The sequence below is a fragment of the Synechococcus sp. N5 genome, assembly GCF_900473925.1.
GTDB lineage: Bacteria > Cyanobacteriota > Cyanobacteriia > PCC-6307 > Cyanobiaceae > Parasynechococcus.
Genome location: NZ_UCNI01000001.1, coordinates 1 through 20,042, shown reverse-complemented (window position 1 = coordinate 20,042; position 20,042 = coordinate 1). Strand labels below are relative to the sequence as shown.

General features: G+C 63.1%; 24 protein-coding genes. 10 read left to right on the top strand and 14 right to left on the bottom strand.

Features of this window, described 5'->3' with window-relative positions; genetic code table 11:
* Positions 1–1,320: a sodium-dependent transporter gene (locus tag DXY03_RS00115; protein WP_115008619.1), complete on the bottom strand. Its 1,320-nt coding sequence runs from the start codon at positions 1,318–1,320 to the stop codon at positions 1–3.
* Positions 1,321–1,399: 79 nt separating this feature from the next.
* On the opposite strand from DXY03_RS00115, the gene DXY03_RS00110 reads away from it, so the two are divergent.
* The 3 genes from DXY03_RS00110 to DXY03_RS00100 all read left to right on the top strand — a co-directional run bounded on the left by DXY03_RS00110 (position 1,400) and on the right by DXY03_RS00100 (position 4,380).
* A complete protein-coding gene (locus tag DXY03_RS00110) occupies positions 1,400–2,647 on the top strand; it encodes a 1-deoxy-D-xylulose-5-phosphate reductoisomerase (protein WP_115008618.1) in 1,248 nt (415 codons plus the stop codon).
* A 2-nt stretch (positions 2,648–2,649) separates the two neighbouring features.
* Positions 2,650–3,012, top strand: coding sequence for a ferredoxin (locus DXY03_RS00105; RefSeq protein WP_115008617.1), 363 nt, complete (start codon positions 2,650–2,652; stop codon positions 3,010–3,012).
* Positions 3,013–3,234: 222 nt separating this feature from the next.
* Positions 3,235–4,380 carry a fatty acid desaturase gene (locus DXY03_RS00100; RefSeq protein ID WP_115008616.1) on the top strand — a complete coding sequence of 382 codons (1,146 nt, stop codon included), beginning with the start codon at positions 3,235–3,237 and terminating at the stop codon, positions 4,378–4,380.
* A 35-nt stretch (positions 4,381–4,415) separates the two neighbouring features.
* On the opposite strand, the gene DXY03_RS00095 is transcribed toward DXY03_RS00100, so the two are convergent.
* From DXY03_RS00095 to DXY03_RS00080, 4 genes are read right to left on the bottom strand one after another with little or no spacing between them, the layout of a single operon-like run.
* Positions 4,416–5,447: an alpha/beta fold hydrolase gene (locus DXY03_RS00095; RefSeq protein WP_170951915.1), complete on the bottom strand. Its 1,032-nt coding sequence runs from the start codon at positions 5,445–5,447 to the stop codon at positions 4,416–4,418.
* Positions 5,447–6,868 (bottom strand): NAD(P)(+) transhydrogenase (Re/Si-specific) subunit beta, encoded by a 1,422-nt coding sequence (locus DXY03_RS00090; protein ID WP_115008615.1) that lies wholly within the window; start codon positions 6,866–6,868, stop codon positions 5,447–5,449. Before DXY03_RS00090 ends, DXY03_RS00095 begins: the two co-directional genes overlap by 1 nt.
* Positions 6,868–7,164 (bottom strand): NAD(P) transhydrogenase subunit alpha, encoded by a 297-nt coding sequence (locus DXY03_RS00085; RefSeq protein WP_115008614.1) that lies wholly within the window; start codon positions 7,162–7,164, stop codon positions 6,868–6,870. Before DXY03_RS00085 ends, DXY03_RS00090 begins: the two co-directional genes overlap by 1 nt.
* A complete protein-coding gene (locus DXY03_RS00080; RefSeq protein ID WP_244272145.1) occupies positions 7,164–8,282 on the bottom strand; it encodes a Re/Si-specific NAD(P)(+) transhydrogenase subunit alpha in 1,119 nt (372 codons plus the stop codon). Before DXY03_RS00080 ends, DXY03_RS00085 begins: the two co-directional genes overlap by 1 nt.
* A gap of 145 nt (positions 8,283–8,427) precedes the next feature.
* Between DXY03_RS00080 and DXY03_RS00075 the strand changes: the two genes are divergently transcribed.
* Positions 8,428–9,006, top strand: a complete 579-nt coding sequence (locus DXY03_RS00075) for an EF-1 guanine nucleotide exchange domain-containing protein (protein ID WP_115008613.1) — start codon at positions 8,428–8,430, stop codon at positions 9,004–9,006.
* Between the two features lie 48 nt (positions 9,007–9,054).
* Here DXY03_RS00075 and DXY03_RS11750 read toward each other — a convergent pair whose 3' ends face one another.
* Positions 9,055–9,288, bottom strand: coding sequence for a hypothetical protein (locus DXY03_RS11750; RefSeq protein ID WP_136975370.1), 234 nt, complete (start codon positions 9,286–9,288; stop codon positions 9,055–9,057).
* A gap of 144 nt (positions 9,289–9,432) precedes the next feature.
* Between DXY03_RS11750 and DXY03_RS00070 the strand changes: the two genes are divergently transcribed.
* From DXY03_RS00070 to trxB, 3 genes are all read left to right on the top strand, one after another.
* Positions 9,433–10,788 (top strand): DEAD/DEAH box helicase, encoded by a 1,356-nt coding sequence (locus tag DXY03_RS00070; protein WP_371637620.1) that lies wholly within the window; start codon positions 9,433–9,435, stop codon positions 10,786–10,788.
* A 96-nt stretch (positions 10,789–10,884) separates the two neighbouring features.
* Positions 10,885–11,133: a hypothetical protein gene (locus DXY03_RS00065; RefSeq protein WP_115009216.1), complete on the top strand. Its 249-nt coding sequence runs from the start codon at positions 10,885–10,887 to the stop codon at positions 11,131–11,133.
* 107 nt (positions 11,134–11,240) lie between these two features.
* Complete coding sequence (gene trxB / locus DXY03_RS00060) at positions 11,241–12,623, top strand: thioredoxin-disulfide reductase (protein ID WP_115008611.1); 1,383 nt, start codon at positions 11,241–11,243, stop codon at positions 12,621–12,623.
* 23 nt (positions 12,624–12,646) lie between these two features.
* Here trxB and infA read toward each other — a convergent pair whose 3' ends face one another.
* Positions 12,647–12,916, bottom strand: coding sequence for a translation initiation factor IF-1 (infA, locus tag DXY03_RS00055; protein ID WP_006041809.1), 270 nt, complete (start codon positions 12,914–12,916; stop codon positions 12,647–12,649).
* Positions 12,917–13,117: 201 nt separating this feature from the next.
* Between infA and DXY03_RS00050 the strand changes: the two genes are divergently transcribed.
* Positions 13,118–13,780 (top strand): pseudouridine synthase, encoded by a 663-nt coding sequence (locus DXY03_RS00050; RefSeq protein ID WP_244272144.1) that lies wholly within the window; start codon positions 13,118–13,120, stop codon positions 13,778–13,780.
* Here DXY03_RS00050 and DXY03_RS00045 read toward each other — a convergent pair.
* The 5 genes from DXY03_RS00045 to DXY03_RS00025 are packed head-to-tail and all read right to left on the bottom strand — an operon-like array spanning position 13,713 to position 17,088.
* Complete coding sequence (locus tag DXY03_RS00045; RefSeq protein ID WP_115008609.1) at positions 13,713–14,540, bottom strand: methyltransferase domain-containing protein; 828 nt, start codon at positions 14,538–14,540, stop codon at positions 13,713–13,715. The two genes, DXY03_RS00050 and DXY03_RS00045, sit on opposite strands and share 68 nt — an antisense overlap.
* Positions 14,540–14,755 carry a hypothetical protein gene (locus tag DXY03_RS00040; protein WP_114988609.1) on the bottom strand — a complete coding sequence of 72 codons (216 nt, stop codon included), beginning with the start codon at positions 14,753–14,755 and terminating at the stop codon, positions 14,540–14,542. Before DXY03_RS00040 ends, DXY03_RS00045 begins: the two co-directional genes overlap by 1 nt.
* Positions 14,756–14,808: 53 nt before the next feature.
* Positions 14,809–15,771, bottom strand: a complete 963-nt coding sequence (locus DXY03_RS00035; protein WP_114988610.1) for an NAD(P)H-binding protein — start codon at positions 15,769–15,771, stop codon at positions 14,809–14,811.
* 56 nt (positions 15,772–15,827) lie between these two features.
* A complete protein-coding gene (petM, locus tag DXY03_RS00030; protein ID WP_011364936.1) occupies positions 15,828–15,929 on the bottom strand; it encodes a cytochrome b6-f complex subunit PetM in 102 nt (33 codons plus the stop codon).
* 28 nt (positions 15,930–15,957) lie between these two features.
* Positions 15,958–17,088 carry a N2,N2-dimethylguanosine tRNA methyltransferase gene (locus tag DXY03_RS00025; RefSeq protein ID WP_115008608.1) on the bottom strand — a complete coding sequence of 377 codons (1,131 nt, stop codon included), beginning with the start codon at positions 17,086–17,088 and terminating at the stop codon, positions 15,958–15,960.
* 37 nt (positions 17,089–17,125) lie between these two features.
* On the opposite strand from DXY03_RS00025, the gene DXY03_RS00020 reads away from it, so the two are divergent.
* Positions 17,126–18,091, top strand: a complete 966-nt coding sequence (locus tag DXY03_RS00020; RefSeq protein ID WP_115008607.1) for an alpha/beta fold hydrolase — start codon at positions 17,126–17,128, stop codon at positions 18,089–18,091.
* Positions 18,063–18,593 carry an acetolactate synthase small subunit gene (ilvN, locus tag DXY03_RS00015; protein WP_011364939.1) on the top strand — a complete coding sequence of 177 codons (531 nt, stop codon included), beginning with the start codon at positions 18,063–18,065 and terminating at the stop codon, positions 18,591–18,593. The genes DXY03_RS00020 and ilvN overlap by 29 nt, the downstream gene beginning before the upstream one ends.
* A 1-nt stretch (position 18,594) precedes the next feature.
* Here ilvN and DXY03_RS00010 read toward each other — a convergent pair whose 3' ends face one another.
* Together DXY03_RS00010 and DXY03_RS00005 are read right to left on the bottom strand one after the other, a co-directional pair.
* The gene (locus DXY03_RS00010) at positions 18,595–19,266 is read right to left on the bottom strand and encodes a peptidylprolyl isomerase (protein ID WP_115008606.1); all 672 of its coding nucleotides are present in this window, start codon (positions 19,264–19,266) and stop codon (positions 18,595–18,597) included.
* A 4-nt stretch (positions 19,267–19,270) separates the two neighbouring features.
* Positions 19,271–19,807 (bottom strand): photosystem I assembly protein Ycf4, encoded by a 537-nt coding sequence (locus tag DXY03_RS00005; RefSeq protein WP_115009215.1) that lies wholly within the window; start codon positions 19,805–19,807, stop codon positions 19,271–19,273.
* Positions 19,808–20,042 lie beyond the last annotated feature (235 nt).

Genomic DNA, 20,042 nt, shown 5'->3' with positions numbered 1-20,042 from the left:
TCAGCTGGGGATGAGATCAATCACGCTGATCACCAGACCAACGGCGATCACTGGCGGCGAAATCCAGCGCAGCATCACCAGCAGAAAGCGCTGCAGCCAGATCGGGCTCCCCGAATGGCTGAGCTCCTCTTGGAAACGGGCGGGAAGCACCCAACCCAGCAACAGGGCCAGGAGCAAGCCCCCCAGAATCAGCAGCAGGCCCCCAAACACGGAATCCATCCAGCCGAGAACCTCCATGGAGGTGGCCGCTGGAAGACCGGCCACAAAGATCAACGCCGCGGACACCCAGACGGCCCGGGAGCGGCTCCACCCCAGGCGATCGATCAAACAGGCCACCGGCACCTCCAACAGCGACACCGCTGAGGTGATCGCTGCAATCAGGGCCAGAGCAAAAAAGAGCACCGCCACCAGCTGACCTGTGGCGCCCAGCGAGCCCAGGCCCGTGGGCAGCGCGATGAAGATCGTGCCCAGGGTGGAGCCACTGATCACATCCTGGAGGCCAAAGCTCATCACCACGGGGAAGGTGACCATGCCGGCCAGCAAGCCCACAGCGGTATCCATCCCCACCACCGCCACGGCTTCCCGCGGCAGGTGGGCGCGCCGGCTCAGGTAGGCCGAATAGGCCAGGATGCAACCGATGCCCGTGCCAATCGAGAAGAAGGCCTGGGTGAAGGCATTGCGAATCGTGGTGGGGTCCTGCAGCTGGCTGTTGTCCCAGCGGAGCAGGAAGGTGCGATAGCCCTCCGAGGCCCCATCAAGACCAGCGGCCCATACCGCAAGGCCAATCAGCAGCACAAACAACAGCGGCAGCCCCCAGCGGGACAACCGCTCAATGCCTCCGCGCACGCCGGCCGCCACCACAGCAGCAGTCGCCACCAGGCTGAGCAGCTGGCCGATCAAGGCGGAGCGGCCGCCACTGAGGCCGGCGAAAAAGGCTTCCGCTGAAGCGATATCCGCCGGGAGCCCCTGGGTGAGGGTCTGCACCAGGGTGGCCCCGGTCCACCCCATCAACACGGCATAGAAGGCCAGGATTCCACTGGCCGCCAGCACGAACAGCCAACCCATCGGCTGCCAACGGCGGCCGGCGGCCGCCACTGGCGCGAGCAGGGGGCTTTGGCCGGTGCTGCGCCCCAGCACCATTTCGGCCACCAGCACCGGCAGGCAGACCAACAGCACAATCACCACGTAGAGCAGCAGGAAGGCGCCGCCACCTCCCTGGGAGGCGCGGTAGGCAAAGCCCCAGAGATTGCCCAGACCCACGGCACTGCCCGCAGCTGCAAGGACAAACCCCAGGCCCGATCGCCACTGTTCCTTCGCCATGCGCTCTCCACAAGCTGTCCGCCAGCTTGCCAGCGTTCAACGGTCCTGGTGGGAGACTTGTCGCAACTGCCGGAACAGCATGAAAGCCATCAGCGTGCTGGGATCCACCGGTTCGATCGGCACCCAGACCCTCCAGATCGCTGAGGAGTTTCCAGAGCAGTTCCGCGTTGTGGCCCTAACGGCCGGCCGCAACCTGAAGCTTTTGGTTGACCAAGTTCAGCGGCATCGCCCTGAGGTGGTGGCCCTGGCCGATGCCGATCTCCTGCCCGAACTGCAGGAGCGTCTGCAGGACGCCGGCGTCACAGGCGCTGATGCACCCCAGCTGGTGGGAGGTGCTGATGGTCTCAACGTTGCTGCCGCCTGGGACAGCGCCGACCTGGTGGTGACGGGCATTGTTGGTTGCGCCGGTCTGTTGCCGACCCTGGCGGCGATCCGCGCCGGTAAAGACCTGGCTCTGGCGAACAAGGAAACGCTGATTGCAGCCGGCCCCGTGGTACTGCCGGAGCTGAAGAAGAGCGGCAGCCGTCTGCTGCCGGCGGATTCGGAGCACTCAGCAATTTTCCAGTGCCTGCAGGGAACCCCCTGGGCTGAAAACGCACGCCTCTCCACCGGCGTGCCCACACCGGGGCTGCGCCGGATTCAGCTCACAGCCTCCGGCGGCGCCTTCCGCGACTGGACGGCCGCCGACCTCGAAAAGGCCACCGTGGCCGATGCCACCAGTCATCCCAACTGGAGCATGGGCCGCAAGATCACCGTGGATTCCGCCTCCTTGATGAACAAGGGGCTGGAGGTGATCGAAGCCCACTACCTGTTCGGCCTGGATTACGACCACATCGAGATCGTGATCCATCCCCAGAGCATCATCCATTCGATGATCGAGCTGGCGGATTCCTCCGTGCTGGCCCAACTGGGCTGGCCCGACATGAAGCTGCCGATCCTCTACTGCCTCAGCTGGCCCTCTCGCCTGGAGACGCCATGGCGGCGACTGGATCTCACGGAAGTGGGTCAGCTCAGCTTCCGGGCCCCCGATCCCGCCAAGTACCCCTGCATGGAGCTGGCCTACGCCGCCGGACGCGCCGGCGGCACCATGCCTGCGGTGATGAATGCTGCCAACGAGGAAGCCGTGGCGCAGTTCCTCGAGGAGAAGATTCACTTCCTCGACATCCCAGCCGTGATCGAGGCCGCCTGCGAGCGTCATAAACCCGATCTGATGGCCCAACCCCAGTTGGACGACGTGCTGCGGGTGGATCAGTGGGCGCGAACCGCCGTGCGAGAACAGGTGAACCTCGGGGTGACCCGTTTGCCCATGGGAGCGCTCGCCGCTTAGGCATGGAACGGGTCAGCCATCACCTCCTGCTCTGTGCAACCGCCACCAAAGCCAAATGCTGCGATTCAGCGGTTGGAGCACAAACCTGGAATGAACTGAAGAGCGTTGTTCGCGAACTGAATCTCGAAAATACGGAACGCCCGGAGGGAATTGTTCTGCGCAGCAAAGCCGATTGCCTCAGGGTGTGTGAACGAGGGCCGATTCTTCTGGTCTGGCCAGACGGAATTTGGTACGCCGACGTTTCGCCTGATCGCGTCAAAAGAATCATCGAACAACACATCATCGGCCAACAACCCGTTGAAAAATGGATTCTCAAAAGAACACCATTCAAGACAACCACTGGCGCCCCTTCAGGCGAAATTTGATCCCAAATCAATCCAGCAAAGCATAAGCGAAAGGCCCAATTTGCACCCAAGAGAAGGAACTCTGAGCAAAAGGAACTTGAAATCCAGCCGGAATTCCAAACAACGAAATCCGAACAATTGCTATTGGGCTCTTGAGCACCATGCGCCCACAGGTCGCAGCCCGGGCAATTATGATGAAAACCTTAAGCGCCAACGGATGAGCGCTTGTCTTGAGGCTTCCATTTGGCATTTGCAACTGCGACCCGACCCGCAAATCCAGCCCCTGAAGACAGCGCTGAATCAATCCCCTACCCGAGCAAGGCTGAGCTGCTCAGCGCTTTGCCAGCAGAGCTCTCCAAGCTGAGCCCAGCGAAGTCCTGGGCGAGCCTGGCCATGTCTTCTGGCCTTTCGCTTCTGGCCGTCGGCCTTGGAACCCTGATCCCGCTCTCGGCAGCCGCCGTCCCCCTCTGGCTCCTCTACGGTGTGATCACCGGCACCATCGCGATGGGCTGTTGGGTGATCGCCCATGAATGCGGCCATCACGCCTTCCACCCCAACCGCCGGATTGAAGGCGTTGTGGGCTTTGTGCTGCACAGCACTTTGCTTGTGCCGTACTACAGCTGGGCCCACAGCCACGCGGTGCACCACGCTCACTGCAATCACCTGGAACAGGGAGAAACCCATGTTCCGCCGCGGGCAACGTCACCGATGGGGCGAACCACCGAACAGTTCAAGCAGAGGTTAAATCCCACCGTCTTCGGGATCATTTCACTGTTCAATCACCTCGTGATTGGCTGGCAGCTTTATCTCTTCCTGGGCGCCACCGGCGGCGAGGACTACGACTCCCCCACCTCTCATTTCTGGAATCCCAAGCGCAATTTCAACGGCAAACGCCGTCTTTTCCCTAAGTCCTTCGGCAAGTGGATGCTGCGATCCAACCTGGGATTGCTCGCCATGGTTGGCCTGTTGCTCATCGCCTCAGTGCAGTTTTCCCTGCTCCGTGTGCTGTGCGTCTACGGCCTGCCCTACCTGGTGATCAACATGTGGCTGACCACCTACACCTGGCTGCAGCACACCAACACCGATATCCCTCACTTCTCCAACGAAACCTGGACGTGGTCGAAGGGAGCCCTGCAAACTGTTGATCGTCCCTACGGGCCCATCCTCAACCTGCTGCACCATGGAATCGGCTCAACCCACGTGTGCCATCACGTGAATTCATCGATTCCGCACTACAACGCCTGGCGTGGAACTCAACTGCTGAGGCAGAGGTTTCCTGAGCTGGTGCGCTACGACTCAACACCTATCCACAAAGCGCTGTGGAAGATTGCCACCCGCTGTGGTGGCGCTGTGTACCAGAACCCAAGCGATCGGGCCTTCTACTACTGAAGCGATAGGGCCCCACAACATGTGGGGATCACGGCTTAGCCAGCAACAACATCCCTGAGCCAGGCCGTCGCCAGCTGATCGCCCCAGCAGCCGCCACGGCCATGAAAGCCGTTGTGCCCTCCCCGTGGCGTGAACAAGGTGCGAATCGCAGCCTCCGGAGGCAGCGCTTCTGCCAGATCCATTGCAGTCGAGGCAGGAACCCAAGGATCATCCAGGGCCTGCAGCAGCAAGGTGGGCGGCATCGCTTTGCAGGCGGGCACCAGATGCTGCAGGGGTGAAGCCTCGCGGTAGTAGGCCTCCACATCCGCAAACCCCCAGCGGGGAGCCGTCACGGCACTGTCGAACTCACGAATCGAACGAGGGGGCGACGCCTGCAGCTTGGCTTCCTCGTCGGCGCTCACCCCAAAAGGATCCGCCAGGGTCTGACGCACCAACCGCTTGAGCAGCCAGCGTTGGTAGACCCGATTGCGCGGTCGCTCGATCGAGGCGCTGCAGGCCGCCAGATCCAGGGGACTGCTGGCACAGAAGAGGCCATCAAGCACGCCGGGGGAAGCCAAAGCGGCATTAAGCAGCATCGTGCCGCCCAGGGAGATGCCTGCCCCCAGCAGTGGGCGACCCGCCGCCAAGCTTCGGGCCCGAGCAATCACCGGCAGCAGATCGCTGTTGCAGCGTGCTGCATAGGTGCCACCCGCAAGGTGGCGGCCTGGATCAGCACCGCGCAGGTTGAGGCGCAGCACTGCAAAACCGGCGGCCTGGAGCGCCACACCCATCCGCCTCAGGCCTTCCCTGGAACTGGATCCACCCAGCCCATGGAGCAGCAAAACCAAGCCCTTGGGGTCCCCTTCCGGCTGATCGAGCAGGGCCAGCAATGACCCGGCAGCCGCCGCTCCACTGGGCAGGGCTGGCACGGGAATTTCAATCGGAACCCCTTGATCGTGGGGGAGATCCACCTCGCGCAGGGTGTCGCGCAGGGTTTGCAGGTCACCGCCAATCCAGGGCCAGCGCTGCTCAAACGACGGAACCCCCAGCCGCTCCCGCAGCTGGGGGTTATCCACGCCGCGGGCCATCACTTCTTGCCCAGTCCCAGATCCTTGAGTTCCACCAGGAGATCGCCGAGCACCTTCTTGGCATCGCCGAACAGCATCGAGGTGTTGGCCAGCTCGAACAGATCGTTCTTGATGCCGGAGTAGCCAGCGCTCATGCCCCGCTTCACCACGAACACCGTGCGGGCGTCCTGCACATCCAGAACGGGCATGCCGTAGAGAGGCGAATTGGGGTCGTTCTTGGCCTGGGGATTGACCACATCATTGGCACCCAGCACCAACACAACGTCGGTGGCAGGGAACTCGGGATTGATCTGATCCATCTCCTGCAGCTGCTCGTAGGGCACATCGGCCTCAGCCAGGAGCACGTTCATGTGACCCGGCATACGACCGGCCACCGGGTGAATGGCATAGGCCACATCGATACCAACGCTCTCCAGCACCCGAGTCACTTCCCTGAGTGTGTGTTGCGCCTGAGCCACGGCCAAGCCATAGCCCGGAACGATCACCACCCGTTCAGCGGCCTCAAGGGTGAGAGCGCACTCCTCAACACTGCAGCTGGTGATGTTGGTGTATTCACCGCCGCCACCGCCTGCAGCGGTCGTGGCACCCAGGGCGCCACCGAACAGCACAGACACCAGGGAACGGTTCATGCCATTGCACATCACCTGGGTGAGGATCAGGCCAGCAGCACCAACCATGGCGCCGGCCACGATCAGCAACTGGCTGCCCACCACGAAACCGGCAGCAGCGGCAGCCACACCGGAATAGCTGTTCAACAGGGAGATCACCACGGGCATGTCGGCGCCGCCGATCGGCAGCGTCACCCCGATTCCCAGCAGGCCGGAGGCCACCACCAGCAGCCAGAGGCCCGTGCTCGAATCAGCGTTGCGCAGCATCTCAACGGCACCCACAAGGGATGCCACCGCCAGCGCGATGTTCACGGCATGGCGCGCCTTGCTCTGCATCCAGGCCGGCGTGGACAGCCAACCCTGCAGTTTGGCCATGGCCACGATCGATCCGGTGAAGGTGATCGCACCCACGAACACGGAGACAACGATCGACACCACGGCCACAGGGCCTGCCGCATCGAGGGCCGCCGGGTAAAGCGCAGCAGCCAGAGCCACCAGCAGTGACGACATGCCACCGCAGCCGTTGAAGAGGGCGACCGTCTCCGGCATCGAGGTCATCGGCACCCGCTGGGCGGTGATGGCGCCGAGCACACCACCCACCAACGTTCCGGCAATAATCCAGGTCCAGGCGGCGATGCTGATGCCGCTGGTGCCGAGGTAGTTGATCAGCAGACCCAGCACCGCGAGGCCCATAGCCACAGCGGCCAGCTGGTTGGCGCCCCTGGCGGAACGCACCTTGGAGAGACCTTTGATGCCGAGAGCCAGCAGCAGAACAGCAACCAGCTCGATCGCGTATTTGAGAAGGTCAGTCATCAGCGGTTCTCCTTGCGAGCAGGCTTGCGGCTGAACATGGCCAGCATGCGATCGGTCACGAGGAAGCCCCCGATCACGTTGAACAGGGCAAAGCCCAGCGAGACGGAACCGAGCAGCAACAGCACGGTGTTTTCGCCAGCTTTGATGATGGCGGTGAGCGCTGCCAACACGGTGATGCCCGAGATGGCATTGGCACCACTCATCAAAGGAGTGTGCAGGGTGGGGGGAACCTTGCCGATCAGCTCCAGCCCAAGCAGGCTGCCAAGCAGGAGAACCCAGAGGAATTCAACAAACATCAGTTGGCACCTGGGGTAAGGACATCGCCACGACGGATGGTGCCGTCCTGGGCGATCAGACAGCCGGCGATCAATTCATCCTCGGGATCAAGGCTGAGGACGCCGTCCTTCAAGGTGGGCTCCAGCAGAGCCACGAGGTTTCGGGCGTAGAGCGCACTGGCGTGATTAGGAACGCTGCAGGGCAGGTCGTTACCACCGATCAGCTTCACACCCTTGCGATCCACGGTCTGACCAGGAACGGTGTCGGCACAGTTGCCGCCCTGGGCCACGGCCAGATCCACCACCACCGCACCGGGGCGCATCCGATCGAGCATGTCTTCGCTGATCAGACGCGGAGCGCGACGGCCCGGCACCTGGGCGGTGCAAATGGCCACGTCGGCCTCCGCCAGCTGATCCGAGAGCTGCTGACGCTGGGCCGCCAGGAAAGCGTCGGAGGCCTGTTTGGCATAGCCACCGGATTCCGAAGGCTTGTCCTCCATTTCGGGAGGCTCAATGAAGCGGGCGCCGAGGGATTCCACCTGCTCCTTCACCGCAGGTCTGATGTCACTGACGTACACCACCGCACCCAGACGGCGCGCTGTAGCCACGGCCTGGAGGCCGGCCACACCGGCTCCGAGAATCACCACCTTGGCCGGCTGAACAGTGCCCGCCGCCGTCATCAGCATCGGGAAGTAACGGTCCAGCGCGGCGGAGGCCAGCAGCACCGACTTGTAGCCCGCAATGTTGGCCTGGGAGGAGAGCGCATCGGCGGACTGCGCCCGGCTGATCCGGGGCAACAGCTCGAGCGCCATGGCTGAAAGGCCGCTGCGCTTCAGGGCAGCCGTCAGCTCTTCGTTGGCGTAGGGGGACAGCAGACCCACCACCAGCGCTCCCTGGCGCAGGCGAGCCAGGGTGGCTGCGCTCGGCGATTGAACACAGAGAAGAACGTCGGCCTGACCCCAGGCCGACGTGTCTCCCGCCTCAATGAGATCTGCGCCCTGCTCGGCGTAGGCCTCATCGAGATATCCGGAGGGGGTACCGGCTCCACATTCGACTGCGACGCTGCAGCCCAACGAGATGAATTTTTTGACCGTGTCCGGCGTTGCCGCGACCCGGGTTTCTCCCGGTGTCGACTCCACCGGTATCAGAAGTCTGGGCAAGGCGAACACAACCACCGACCCAAGCGAGATTACGAGGTCGCCCTCTCGCGATCAGGAACCTTCCTGAAGAAAGGCCCTCAGTTCTGTCGCTCTTGCTACGTGAAGTGCACCCTCTGTGCTCCCCATGGGTCTCAGCGCAATCGAGTGTCCAGACGGCCTCTGCCACAGCCACCACGGTGGCCATGCCGTTGAACGGGAAACCATGCAGTCCACCCTCCAGTTGCACGGCAAAGACTGGTGTGAACGACTGGCGGAGCGGATTTATGAAATCTCCGTCGACACCTTTTCGCAAAGCGTGATGCCGAGCCTGCACACGGCCGGCTGGCAGCGACGCCATCTCGACTGGGAGTTCAAGCTCAACGACGGCGAGAGTGAACCCGATCGCACCCTGGTGGACGGGATGATCAACGCCACCGAAAGCTTCCTGCGCAGCAGCGAAGTGCACCGCCTGTTCATCCAGGAACTCGTGCAGGGCACCTTCGCGGAGGCCGAAAACGACGACCTGCGCATTCAGGCGGTGCGCACCTTGGTGGAGACCGAGATCGTGGCGATGCTTGAGGAGCACAAAGAGGAGCTGCTGGATCGGCTCGCTCAGCAGCTGCTGGACACCGCCAAGGGGGATTTCACGGCAGCTCGCTCCGCCTCGGAGGAGGCCTTGAAGGAGGTGGAGCACCTGGTGGTTAACCACGCCGAAGCGCTCTGAAGCAGGCGCTCTAAAGCGAGCGCTGAGGATCCAAGAAGTGCTGCCGGATCAGACGATCGGCAGCACTTCCTGTTCGAGGCCGGCGGCCCCGTTCACCTCTCCGCGGCGGTGCAGGACGCGGGCCCGAAGAATCAACGGATCGATGTCGCATTCGAGTTGCCAGCAGCCATCGAGCTGGTCGCGCTGCTGATCGAGGGGGCTGCTGAAGAAACGACGTTGGGCCATGGCGATGGGCGGGACCCGATCCCGATGGAGCTGATGGCCGGACGGTAGAGATGCCACGGCGCAAAGGAATGGTTAAAAAGACTCATCTTCCCGGGAGGTGATATCTCAGCCGTCAGCTTCAACCTCCCGGCCAGGCAGACCACGAACGAGGCCCAAGCCCGCCAGGTTCAACCAAGGCAGTGGCAGCAACAGCTGATCCAGCTGCTGCGGCGCAGGCTCGAGCTCGAGGGCAGCAGCCGCGACCTGCTGGTGTTTGCAGGCCCAGGGGCAGGCAAAACCCTCGGAGCGTTGCTGGGATTCCGCGCCATGCGTGATCAAGGCCAGCTGGACCATTTCCTGGTCTTCTGCCACCGCACCTCAATCCTCAATCAGTGGAAATCTGCCGCGGCGCGTCTTGGCTTGCGGCTTGAGGAGTGGCCCTGCCCGCCGGAGCAAAGCCAGGACGCCGATGGCTTGTTGGTGACTTATCAGGGGGCCGGTCGTCAGCGCGAGGCTCTGGGGGAACGGCTCGAGCAATGGGGCCTGAGCGCCTGCATGGCGATCGCCGATGAGGCCCATCATCTCGGCGTTGATCCCGACGAACCGGATGCCACCGCCTGGGGGCAGACCTTTCTGGAGCTGACCGGCAGCGTGCGGCTGCGCCTGGGGCTCACGGGCACCCCCTTTCGTGCCGACAACCTGGCGTTCTGCGCCGCCCGGCGCATGCGGGTGCGGCTTGATGACGGCGGTTGGGTTGAGCAGATCCGACCGGATCTCTGCGTTGAACCCAGGGACTTGATCGCCGCAGGGGATGTGCGCCCCCTGGAGTTCCGTTTTCAGGACGGCTGGGTGGAACACAGCCGCGAAGGACAACCCGACCGCGACGTTTCCCCACTCTCGGCGGAGCAACGGGAAAGCTGGCGCGCGCGAAACCTGCGTCGCGCCATTCGCCTGGCCGACAGCAGCAGCATTGGCCAGCAGGTGCTGCTGCGCGCCCAGCAGAAGCTGAACCAGTTGCGTGAGCGACAGCCGCAGGCTGCTGGTCTTGTGATCGCCCGCGACATCAGCCACGCCGAAGCCATCAGCCGGGTGTTGATGGACGACGGCAACCGGGTGGAGTTGATCCATTCCCAGAGCCCGCAAGCAACGGAGCGCTTGAACGCCTTCCAAAGCGGTGACGCCGATTGGCTGGTGAGCATCGACATGTGCGCGGAGGGCTTTGATGCGCCACGTCTGCGGGTGGTGGCCTACCTGACCACCGTGGTGACTCGGAGCCGGTTTGTGCAGGGCATCACCCGGGCTGTGCGGATGACGCCTGAACTGGCCGCCCGTGAAGCCATTCCCAGGGAAGCCTCCTACGTTTTTGCGCCAGCAGACCCACTGCTGATGGAGTACGCCCGCTCATGGTCGGTGGCCGAGCCCTACGTGCTGCGGCCTCAGGAGCAGGAGGCCGAAGACGAGCAACCGGGGGTTGGCGCATGGCGCGGACCGAGCCTTCCCCTAGAAGCGGTGGAGGACGGAGCCGGCGCTGTGATCCGGCTGAAAACGCCCGAATTGCCCGCTTTTTTGCAGCGCTGAGCACAGCATTGGCCAGAGGAAAATGCGAATTTGTGCAAATGGACGGCCGAAAAGGACCCCCGATCCGCCAACCTGATAAACATCGAGGAGACAGCCATGGATGCCGCAATGGAACGCCGGATCGTCGTTGCAACGGGCTGGGCGTCCACGCGCATCGCAGTCCTGGACAAGGAAGAGCGCTATGAAGACAGTTATGCGATAACGCAAGAATTCTGCGAATGGATCACATGCATCGGCGAAAACGTGGAGATGCTTGAGGCCAATGTTTTGGCGGTCCCGCGCAATCCGAGCAAACGGCGTCCGATTCACGACCCCAGCGCCAACGACTCACAAGTTGAAATCTGAAGATTTTCTTAAATCCTTCTAAACCTCACTCATTCATTTCCAAGCCTTTACTCACGTCGGCTTCCAGCAGGGCTTTAGATTTAACTCATAGTCAGTTCGCTTAAGCGGTGGGTCAAGCCGGTACGGATCACATCGAAAACCTGGTCATCGTTGGGTCAGGGCCAGCCGGGTACACAGCCGCCATCTACGCAGCACGGGCCAACCTGCAACCGCTGCTGATCACTGGGTTCCAGCGCGGTGGTATTCCCGGTGGCCAGCTGATGACCACCACCCATGTGGAGAATTTTCCGGGCTTCCCTGATGGCGTGCTCGGGCCCGACCTGATGGACCTGATGAAGTCCCAGGCGGTGCGTTGGGGCACCCACCTGCTGGAAGCAGATGCGGACAGCATTGATCTCAGCTCCAAGCCCTACCGCATTGAGGTCGAGGGACAGACCATCCGCACCCACGCCCTGGTGATCGCCACCGGCGCCAGTGCCAACCGCCTCCAACTGCCCTCTGAGCAAACCTTCTGGAGCAAAGGCATCAGTGCCTGTGCGATCTGTGACGGCGCCACACCGCAGTTCCGCAATGAGGAACTCGCCGTGGTGGGCGGCGGCGACTCCGCCTGTGAGGAGGCGGTGTACCTCACCAAGTACGGAAGTCATGTGCACCTGGTGGTGCGCTCCGACAAACTCCGCGCCAGTGCCGCCATGGCTGATCGGGTGTTGGCCAACGACTCGATCACGGTGCACTGGAACAGCGAAATCGAGGACGTGAGCGGGGACGACTGGATGCAGTCGATGACCCTGCGCAATCGCATCGAGGCCAGTTCATCCACCATCGCCGTTAAAGGGCTCTTCTATGCCATCGGCCACACCCCCAACACCGATCTGCTTCAGGGGCAAATCGATCTGGACGACAAGGGCTACCTAACAACGCAACCCGGACGACCGGAAACGTCCATAGAAGGCGTTTTCGCAGCCGGCGATGTGGCCGATGCCGAATGGCGACAGGGCATCACCGCAGCTGGCAGCGGCTGCAAAGCGGCCTTGGCAGCGGAGCGCTGGCTGAGTCACCACAACCTGGCCACCCGGGTGCAGCGTGAGCAGGTGGAGCCAGCGGTGGCGGAACGCCCGGTGAATGTGGATGTCACCACGGAAGCCACCTACGACCCCCAAGGGATGTGGCAGAAAGGGAGCTTTGCCCTGCGCAAGCTGTATCACGACAGCGCCAAGCCGCTGCTGGTGATTTACACCTCACCGAGCTGCGGCCCTTGCCACGTGCTGAAACCCCAGTTGCAGCGAGTGATTCAAGAACTGGATGGATCCGCCCAAGCCGTTGTGATCGACATCGAAGACGATCAGGAGATCGCTGAACAGGCCGGAGTGAACGGGACACCCACGGTGCAGCTGTTCCACAACAAGGCCATGGTGAAGCAGTGGCGCGGCGTGAAGCAGCGCAGTGAATTCAAAGCTGCGATTGAAGCTTGCCTTCAGGCTGCCGCCTGAGGGCGACAGCCCTCAGGCGGCCCTCATCGACGGCGCGGTCCGCCGGGGCGGTTGCCGCCGGGACGACCGCCGGGAGCACCGGCATTGCGCTCGCGGTAGGTGATGCGGCCGCGGGTGAGGTCATAGGGGCTGATCTCCACCAGCACCTTGTCACCCGCGAGCAATTTGATCCGGAACTTGGTGAGCTTTCCAGCGGCTCTGCAGAGGCATTGGTGGCCAGCAGGCTGCTCGAGGGTGACCAGATAGAACCCGTTGCCCTGTTCCTTCTCGATCACGCCCGAGGTTTCGATCATGCGCTGGTGGCCAGTTCAGTCTTGCTGCAGCCAGTTTAGAAGGCCACTTGCACCCCGCAGAGACAACACAGCCCTTAGGCTCCAACGCCGACACACATCCCCCTGCCGTGATTCTCCCCCCGTTGAGCCTGGATCTCGGCCTGCTGTTGATCTCCATTGGCGTTGTCAACCTATGGAGGATGCGCGAAAACGCAAGCTGACTTGACGACGCTGCTGCTGAACAAGCCCTACGGGGTTTTGAGTCAATTCACGACGGAGGAAGGAAGCCGCTGGCGTTGCCTGAGCGACTTTGTTGATGTGCCCCAGGTGTATGCCGCGGGCCGACTCGATGCCGACAGCGAGGGGCTGCTGATCCTCACCAGCAACGGACGTCTGCAACAGCGCCTCACCGACCCTCGCTTTGGCCATTGGCGCAGCTACTGGGCGCAGGTGGAAGGCACGCCCAACGCCGCTCAACTGCAACAGCTCTGCGATGGCCTTGTGGTTCAGGGGCGCCGCACCTTGCCGGCGAAGGCGCGCTGGCTTCAGGACCAAGACCAACCGCAGTTGGCCGAACGAACACCTCCGATTCGTTATCGCGCTGCGATTCCCACCAGTTGGTTGCTGCTGTCCCTCACCGAGGGGCGCAACCGGCAGGTGCGCCGGATGACGGCGGCTGTTGGCCTACCGACGTTGCGTCTGGTGCGCTGCTGCATCGATCTAATGGACAACGGTCCCCCGCTGGACCTCACGGACCTTCACCCCGGCAGTTGGCGTGCGGTGACTGCAGCTGAACAGGAACGGCTCAACCGCCTGATCAGCAGCAGCTCGAGCGCTGGTGCTCGGCGGGGAGGACATCGGAGGGGAGGGCACCGACGAGGGTGACCGCCCGGAATTCAATGCCCTCCACCACACGCCAGGGCTGCTCACTGCGATCGGCGTAGCGAACCTGCTCAAAGCCAAGAGCTTCGAAGGCCTCCAGGAAGGCCTGCTCCTGCCAGGCGCCGCTGATGCAGCCACTCCAGAGATCAGGGTCCTGCTGCAAATGCAAGGGCACCACCTGATCGCAAACAATGTCGCTGATGGCAACGCGACCACCGGGAGCCAAGACCCGGCGAATGTTGGCCAGGAGCCTGTCGCGTGCTGATGGGTTCACCAGGTTGAGCACACAGTTGCTCAGCACCACATCGATCGAAGCGTCTGCGATCAGGGGTTCACCCGTGGCCGTGGGTGCATCCAGGGCTTCGATGGCCCCATCAACAAAACGGACGTTGTCGAAGCCCACAGCTGAAGCAACAACGGGGATGGCTTGACGCGACAAGGCCAGCATGTCGGCGTTGCGGTCCACGCCGGTCACGCGACCGGATGCACCGACAATTTGGCTGCAGATGAAGGCGTTTTTGCCGCTGCCGCTGCCAAGGTCCAGCACGCGGTCCCCCTGCTTCACCCAGCGGGTGGGGTCACCACAGCCGTAATCCCGTTCAACGACTGCATCAGGAATCACCTTGAGCAGGGCAGGGTCGAAGCCGACCGGGGTGCAAAGGCAGGCTTCCTGCTCTTGGGCAGCAGCCCCATAACGCGCTTCCACAGCCTGGGTTTGATCCAGAGACTGGGGCACTGGGGACGAACAACACGATTCCGCCATCAGCCGATCGCCTCCTGCAGCTCACGCACCACATTCCACTGCCCGTACCAGTAGTTGGCCTCAGCCCGTCGATCGGGGTCCTCCACACCATCCACCGCATCGGGGCCCACCGACTTCCACAGCTCATGGCCACAGACGCGGTTGAGGCCTTGTTCCGCCTCATCCGACAGCAACTGCAGACGCCGCTGCAGATTTTTGAGCTGAGCGACAGCCATCAGAACAGGATCAATTGAGGCGACAGTACAAAAGAACCAAGAGGGATCAAGGTTCAGAAAGGCAGCTTTTTCTTCGCGTCCTTGTCGAGATCGGCTTCCATCTCGCGCAGGCGCTTCAGGATCGTGTCGTAGTACTCACCGATGTAGCCCTCCATATCCGTGGTCTCCGAGGCCTCAAGACCGAAGGCGGCATAGCTGTTCTGCATGGGGGCATCCAGGGTCTGACCGCTGCCGGTGACCTCAGCAAAAGCCAAGCGCTCCGCCACGTTCACGGCGGGTTCAAAGAAGGACGCCACTCCCTGCATCAGGTTCATCAGGACGGGCTGCACACGAAACACGCGGGCTGTCTTGCCACTGCAGCGTTCACAGAGCTGCACCAGTTCGCCAGTGTTCCAGGCCTTGGGGCCAACAACGGGGTAGGTACCACGCACGGTTTCCTCCCGCTCGAGCGCCGCAACGGCGAAGCGGGCCATGTCCTGAGTGTTCATGTAGGCGATGGCCGTGGGGCTGCCACTGACCCACACCGTCTGGCTCTCCAGAACAGGAATGGCGAACTGACTGATCACCCCCTGCATGAAGGCGGCACCCTGCAGGATCGTGTAGTCGAAATCAGACGACTCCAGCAGCTTCTCCGTACAGGCCTTGATGTCCATCAAGGGCACTTCGCGGTGCTGATGAGCGCCCAGCAGTGAGAGGAAGACAAAACGCTTCACCTCTGCCCGCTCACAGGCACGAAGCAGATTGAGCTTTCCGTCCCAATCGGTTTCGTAGATGCTGCGGGGGTCGTTGGGGCGACTGGTGGATGCATCGATCACGGCATCCATGCCCTCGAGGGCGTAATCGAGGCTGTCGGGCTCCAACAGGTCACCCCGGGTCAGCTCACAACCCCATTCCTGCAGAAAGGCAGCCTTGCGGGGGGTCCGCACCATGCAACGCACTTGGTGGCCGGCGTCAAGGGCACGACGGGCGATTTGTCGTCCCAGGGTGCCGGTGCCACCCACCACAAGCACTTGCATCGGAGCCTTCCTCACGAAGGGTGGAGCCTAATGGCCCCGGTACCAAAGCGACTGCTTCAGTCGTCGCCTTGCAGTTTCAGCAGCAGCGCGCCACCAGCGAGGCCGACGGGAATCAAGACCCAGAAGATCGCAGCAGTTCCAAAAATCTCAGCAGCCATGGTCTGGGCAAAGCGATCACCCGCCTATTTAAATCCCTTCCCCCCGCAGGCTGGCGCAGATCTGTAACAGCTGCGGTAATTCCGCATCTGTTCGCACCTGGCCAGGCATGACGCCACTGGCACTGGCGCGATAACCCACCGCCTGGAGCGCCTGCACCAATGGCCCCAGAGCTGGTGGTCCGCCGATGCCCAGCCGTCGAACCAGCTCATCGGTGGGCCAGACCGTAGGGATATCGCCGGGATCCGCCTGCAGGCGCTGCATCAATCGAAGGGTGGCAGGGCTGATCTGCTGACGCCCAAGCTGTTGAGCCTCGGCAATCAGCTGCTGCAACAACTTCGGCTCCTGCAAGGGACCGATCCACAGCGGGCCGCTGATGCTCCAGCTCCCCTGCCCAGCCACGCAATCACAGGCGGGCCAGCCGCTGAGCTTGAGCAGGGGCTGCACCCGCTGGGCTCCGCAGCATTCACAACGGGCCACCAGCCCCAGCTTCTGTTCATCGCCCGCGGGGATCTGACGCCGCAGGCGCAGGGCGAGGCGAAAGGTACGGCCTTCACTGAAGCTGAACAGTGGCTGCAGTCCGCGACCCAGCATCCAGGCCTGCCGCGCCACCAGCCCGATCTGCTGCCGCAATGCCATTTCCCAGCTGGAGGGATGGGCGCGAGCGGCAGCCCCGAGGCTGCGGATGGCGCCCGGCCGGTCGTGGCCGGTGGGGGAGCGACCATCCGTTGAGGCCAGAAACAACAGGCCGTCGAAGCGCAGAGCCTGAAGAGCCGGCTGAATCAGAGGCCCAGGAGCACCAAAGGCATCAAGGTCGATGAAATCGAACCAGTGGCGCTCAACAATCGAGCGGTGCAGCAGCAGGTCTGCAGCCTCAACCGTGAGCCGGGTTGAACACCCGAGTTCCGGCGCATTGGCCTGGATCAGCGGCAGCCGGTCGGGATCCCCATCGTTGATCCAGAGCTCCGTTTCAACGGCCGGGTTGGCCAGCGCCTCCAAGCCCCAGCGCAGGGCCCTGATCCCGCAACCGGCCATGAGATCCAGCCAGCGCAGGGGCCGCGTGGCGTTGAGGCTCTGGTGACGGGCCAGCAACACCGAAAGGTCCCGGGCCGGACGCGACTCAGGCCTGAAAAAGCCTGGGCCAAGGCTGAGCTCAGCCAAACCTTCGCGATAGTGATGATCGGTTGAGGTCAGAAGGGTGCCGCCTGCTGCTGTCCAGACTGCCGAGTGGGGTGTCCAGAGCACCTGGCAGTGGAGGGGCTGGCCCTGCCACTGGCGGGTCAGCGGCCCTGAAGGGGGCCCTGCCCTGCTGCTGCTGCACGGGTTCGGCGCCGCCAGCGGACACTGGCGCCACTGCGCGCCGCGCCTGGCTGACCAGGGCTGGCGGGTCTACAGCCTGGATCTGCTGGGTTTCGGCCAATCCGCCCAGCCGGCGCGGCCGATGGACAACCGGCTCTGGGCCCTGCAGGTGTGCGCATTCCTCGATCAGGTGGTGCAAGGGCCCGCGGTGGTGATCGGCAATTCCCTGGGGGGCCTGACCGCACTCACCGCGGCGGTGCTGGCGCCGAACCGGGTGCGGGCGGTGGTCGCCGCGCCCCTGCCGGACCCTGCCCTGATTCAACCGCTGCCGAAACGACGGGCGGCCTGGCGGCGGCGTTGGCAGCGGCGCCTGCTCGCCCTGGTGCTGCACGTACTCCCACTTGAACTTGTGGTGCCCTTGATCGCGCGCACGGGCCTGCTCAAAGCCGGGCTTCAGGGGGCCTACTGGCAGTCGATCCAATCCGACCCGGAGCTGCTGCAGCTGATCGCCCGTCCTGCCCGGCGCCCTACAGCAGCCCGGGCCCTGCGGGGCATGAGCCTGGGCATGGCCAACCGTCCCCGAGGCGCCACCGCCCCAGCCCTGCTCGAGCAACTGCGGGCGCCCATGCTGCTGATCTGGGGCCGTCAGGATCGGTTTGTGCCCCTCGCCATCGGGGAATCCGTGGCCGCCAGCCACCCAGAACTCGAGCTGAGGGTGCTGGATCGCTGCGGCCACTGCCCCCATGACGAAGCGCCTGATCGCTTCCTGGCTGTGTTGTTGCCCTGGCTGGACCGTAACTTGGGAGGACCAGACCGGCAGGGGACTACCAGCGGCGATGAAACACACCCTTTCGGTGGTGGTTGAAGACGAATCCGGCGCACTAAGCCGGATCGCAGGACTCTTCGCCCGACGCGGCTTCAACATCGACAGCCTGGCTGTCGGCCCAGCAGAGGCCGAAGGTCAATCGCGCCTGACCATGGTGGTGGAGGGCGATGACCAGACGCTCCAGCAGATGACCAAACAGCTGGACAAGCTGGTGAATGTGCTTCAGGTCCTCGACCTGACCCAGCGCCCGGCCGTGGAACGGGAGCTGATGCTGCTCAAAGTTTCAGCACCGGCAGCATCCCGGGGCGCCGTGATCGAACTCGTTCAGGTGTTCAGGGCCAAGGTTGTGGACGTGGCCGATGAAGCCCTGACCCTGGAAGTGGTGGGGGATCCCGGAAAACTGGTGGCCCTTGAACGGTTGATGGCCCCCTTCGGCATTCTCGAAATCGCCCGCACCGGCAAGGTGGCCCTGGAGCGGGCCTCAGGCGTGAACACCGAAATGCTCAAGGTGTCTCCCAGCCAAAGCCGGGTGCCGGCCTGAGTTACTGCGTGATCGCAGCCTTGGTGATGCGATCTCCTTGCTGGATCGCATCCACCACCTCTATGCCGTCCACCACGCGGCCGAAGACGGCGTAACGACCGTCGAGTTCCGGCAAGGGACGCAAGGCCACATAGAACTGGGCGCTGGCGGAGTCAGGAGCCTGGGAGCGGGCCATGGCCACCGCTCCACGCTCATGGGTCAACTCCAGGCCATCAAGTTCCGCCGGATTGGTGCTGATCCTGCTGTAGCGGGGCTGCGGCTCGGATCGGAACTTGATCTCAAGCGGGATCATCCGCGCCTGGCCGTTGTCGGGATCCACAAAACTGCCGGTACCAAGCTGCCCCAGGGGAACCGATCGATCACTGGATTGCGGATCGCCCCCCTGAACCACAAAGGGAACGGGCTCGCGAACAACGCGGTGGAACAGGGTGCCGTCGTAGGTGCCGCGCCGCACAAGATCGATGAAATTGCCGGAGGTGAGGGGAGCGGCATCGCCGTTCACTTCAATCGTGAACTCGCCCTGGCTCGTCTGCATGGTGACGGTGGCCAGGCCATGCAGGCAGGCCGCCTGAGCATCAGCACAACCGGTCACCACCGAAGCGCGCGGGGAAGGGCTGCAACTCACCAACAACGGGATGAGTATCAACAGCGTCCAGGAACGAAGACGACGCATCGGATCAAAGGCCCTCAAGGTTGACGCCCAGGAAGCGGGCCAGTTCAGCACCGTCCTTCTCCAACTGAGCCAAAGGAAGCGGTTCACCAACGCGGGTGAGCGGCATGTCACGGCGTCCCTGGATTCTCAGGGCGACGCGGCGGCGCGCATTGAAGCCATCGCGCACCTCTACCTTCACCGCCTTGACGTCTTTAAGTGGAATTTCCACCAGAACGGGTTTGCGGAAACCACGACGGCTGATGGTCACCACGCCGGCATCTTTATCGAAGCGATTGCTGCCGCCACCAACGTTCACGGCGATCACGTACCAGAGGTAAGTGGCCAGCAAAGCCGCAGCCAGGCTGTACAAGCCCATCACCAGTCCCTGGGGCACAAACACCAGCGCAGCGGGGTGCCCCAAGGGGAGCAGGTCGCGACCGAGGTAGCTCGAGAGCGAAGCCAGAAGGAAGCCCACGCCCCCAATCGTGACGGCCGAAGCCACCAGAAAATTCGAGAGACGACGGGAGCCGAGCACGGGTTGCTCGAGCACTGCTGCGGACATGACCCAGCCAAAACGAAGCGCCATTGTGACCGCAGAAAGGCCCCGACGACGAAATAGGAAAAAATCCCTAAGAAACAGAGCGATACAGGGCGTTTCAGCTCACGTAAATCAGCCCCGCAGGTCGCGTGAAGATTGTTAAGGTCGCGGCGTATCCCACAGCCTGCGGCTTTCCGCACCGTTCACCTCTCATGACGATCGCTGTAGGACGCGCGCCACAGCGGGGATGGTTTGACGT

What these genes read in the sequence shown, in the direction of transcription:
- DXY03_RS00115 (WP_115008619.1), bottom strand. Translation starts at nt 1,320, where the DNA reads ATGGCGAAGGAACAGTGGCGATCGGGCCTGGGGTTTGTCCTTGCAGCT.
- DXY03_RS00110 (WP_115008618.1), top strand. Translation starts at nt 1,400, where the DNA reads ATGAAAGCCATCAGCGTGCTGGGATCCACCGGTTCGATCGGCACCCAG.
- DXY03_RS00105 (WP_115008617.1), top strand. Translation starts at nt 2,650, where the DNA reads ATGGAACGGGTCAGCCATCACCTCCTGCTCTGTGCAACCGCCACCAAA.
- DXY03_RS00095 (WP_170951915.1), bottom strand. Translation starts at nt 5,447, where the DNA reads ATGGCCCGCGGCGTGGATAACCCCCAGCTGCGGGAGCGGCTGGGGGTT.
- DXY03_RS00090 (WP_115008615.1), bottom strand. Translation starts at nt 6,868, where the DNA reads ATGACTGACCTTCTCAAATACGCGATCGAGCTGGTTGCTGTTCTGCTG.
- DXY03_RS00085 (WP_115008614.1), bottom strand. Translation starts at nt 7,164, where the DNA reads ATGTTTGTTGAATTCCTCTGGGTTCTCCTGCTTGGCAGCCTGCTTGGG.
- DXY03_RS00075 (WP_115008613.1), top strand. Translation starts at nt 8,428, where the DNA reads ATGGGTCTCAGCGCAATCGAGTGTCCAGACGGCCTCTGCCACAGCCAC.
- DXY03_RS00065 (WP_115009216.1), top strand. Translation starts at nt 10,885, where the DNA reads ATGGATGCCGCAATGGAACGCCGGATCGTCGTTGCAACGGGCTGGGCG.
- infA (WP_006041809.1), bottom strand. Translation starts at nt 12,916, where the DNA reads ATGATCGAAACCTCGGGCGTGATCGAGAAGGAACAGGGCAACGGGTTC.
- DXY03_RS00045 (WP_115008609.1), bottom strand. Translation starts at nt 14,540, where the DNA reads ATGGCGGAATCGTGTTGTTCGTCCCCAGTGCCCCAGTCTCTGGATCAA.
- DXY03_RS00040 (WP_114988609.1), bottom strand. Translation starts at nt 14,755, where the DNA reads ATGGCTGTCGCTCAGCTCAAAAATCTGCAGCGGCGTCTGCAGTTGCTG.
- DXY03_RS00035 (WP_114988610.1), bottom strand. Translation starts at nt 15,771, where the DNA reads ATGCAAGTGCTTGTGGTGGGTGGCACCGGCACCCTGGGACGACAAATC.
- petM (WP_011364936.1), bottom strand. Translation starts at nt 15,929, where the DNA reads ATGGCTGCTGAGATTTTTGGAACTGCTGCGATCTTCTGGGTCTTGATT.
- ilvN (WP_011364939.1), top strand. Translation starts at nt 18,063, where the DNA reads ATGAAACACACCCTTTCGGTGGTGGTTGAAGACGAATCCGGCGCACTA.
- DXY03_RS00010 (WP_115008606.1), bottom strand. Translation starts at nt 19,266, where the DNA reads ATGCGTCGTCTTCGTTCCTGGACGCTGTTGATACTCATCCCGTTGTTG.
- DXY03_RS00005 (WP_115009215.1), bottom strand. Translation starts at nt 19,807, where the DNA reads ATGTCCGCAGCAGTGCTCGAGCAACCCGTGCTCGGCTCCCGTCGTCTC.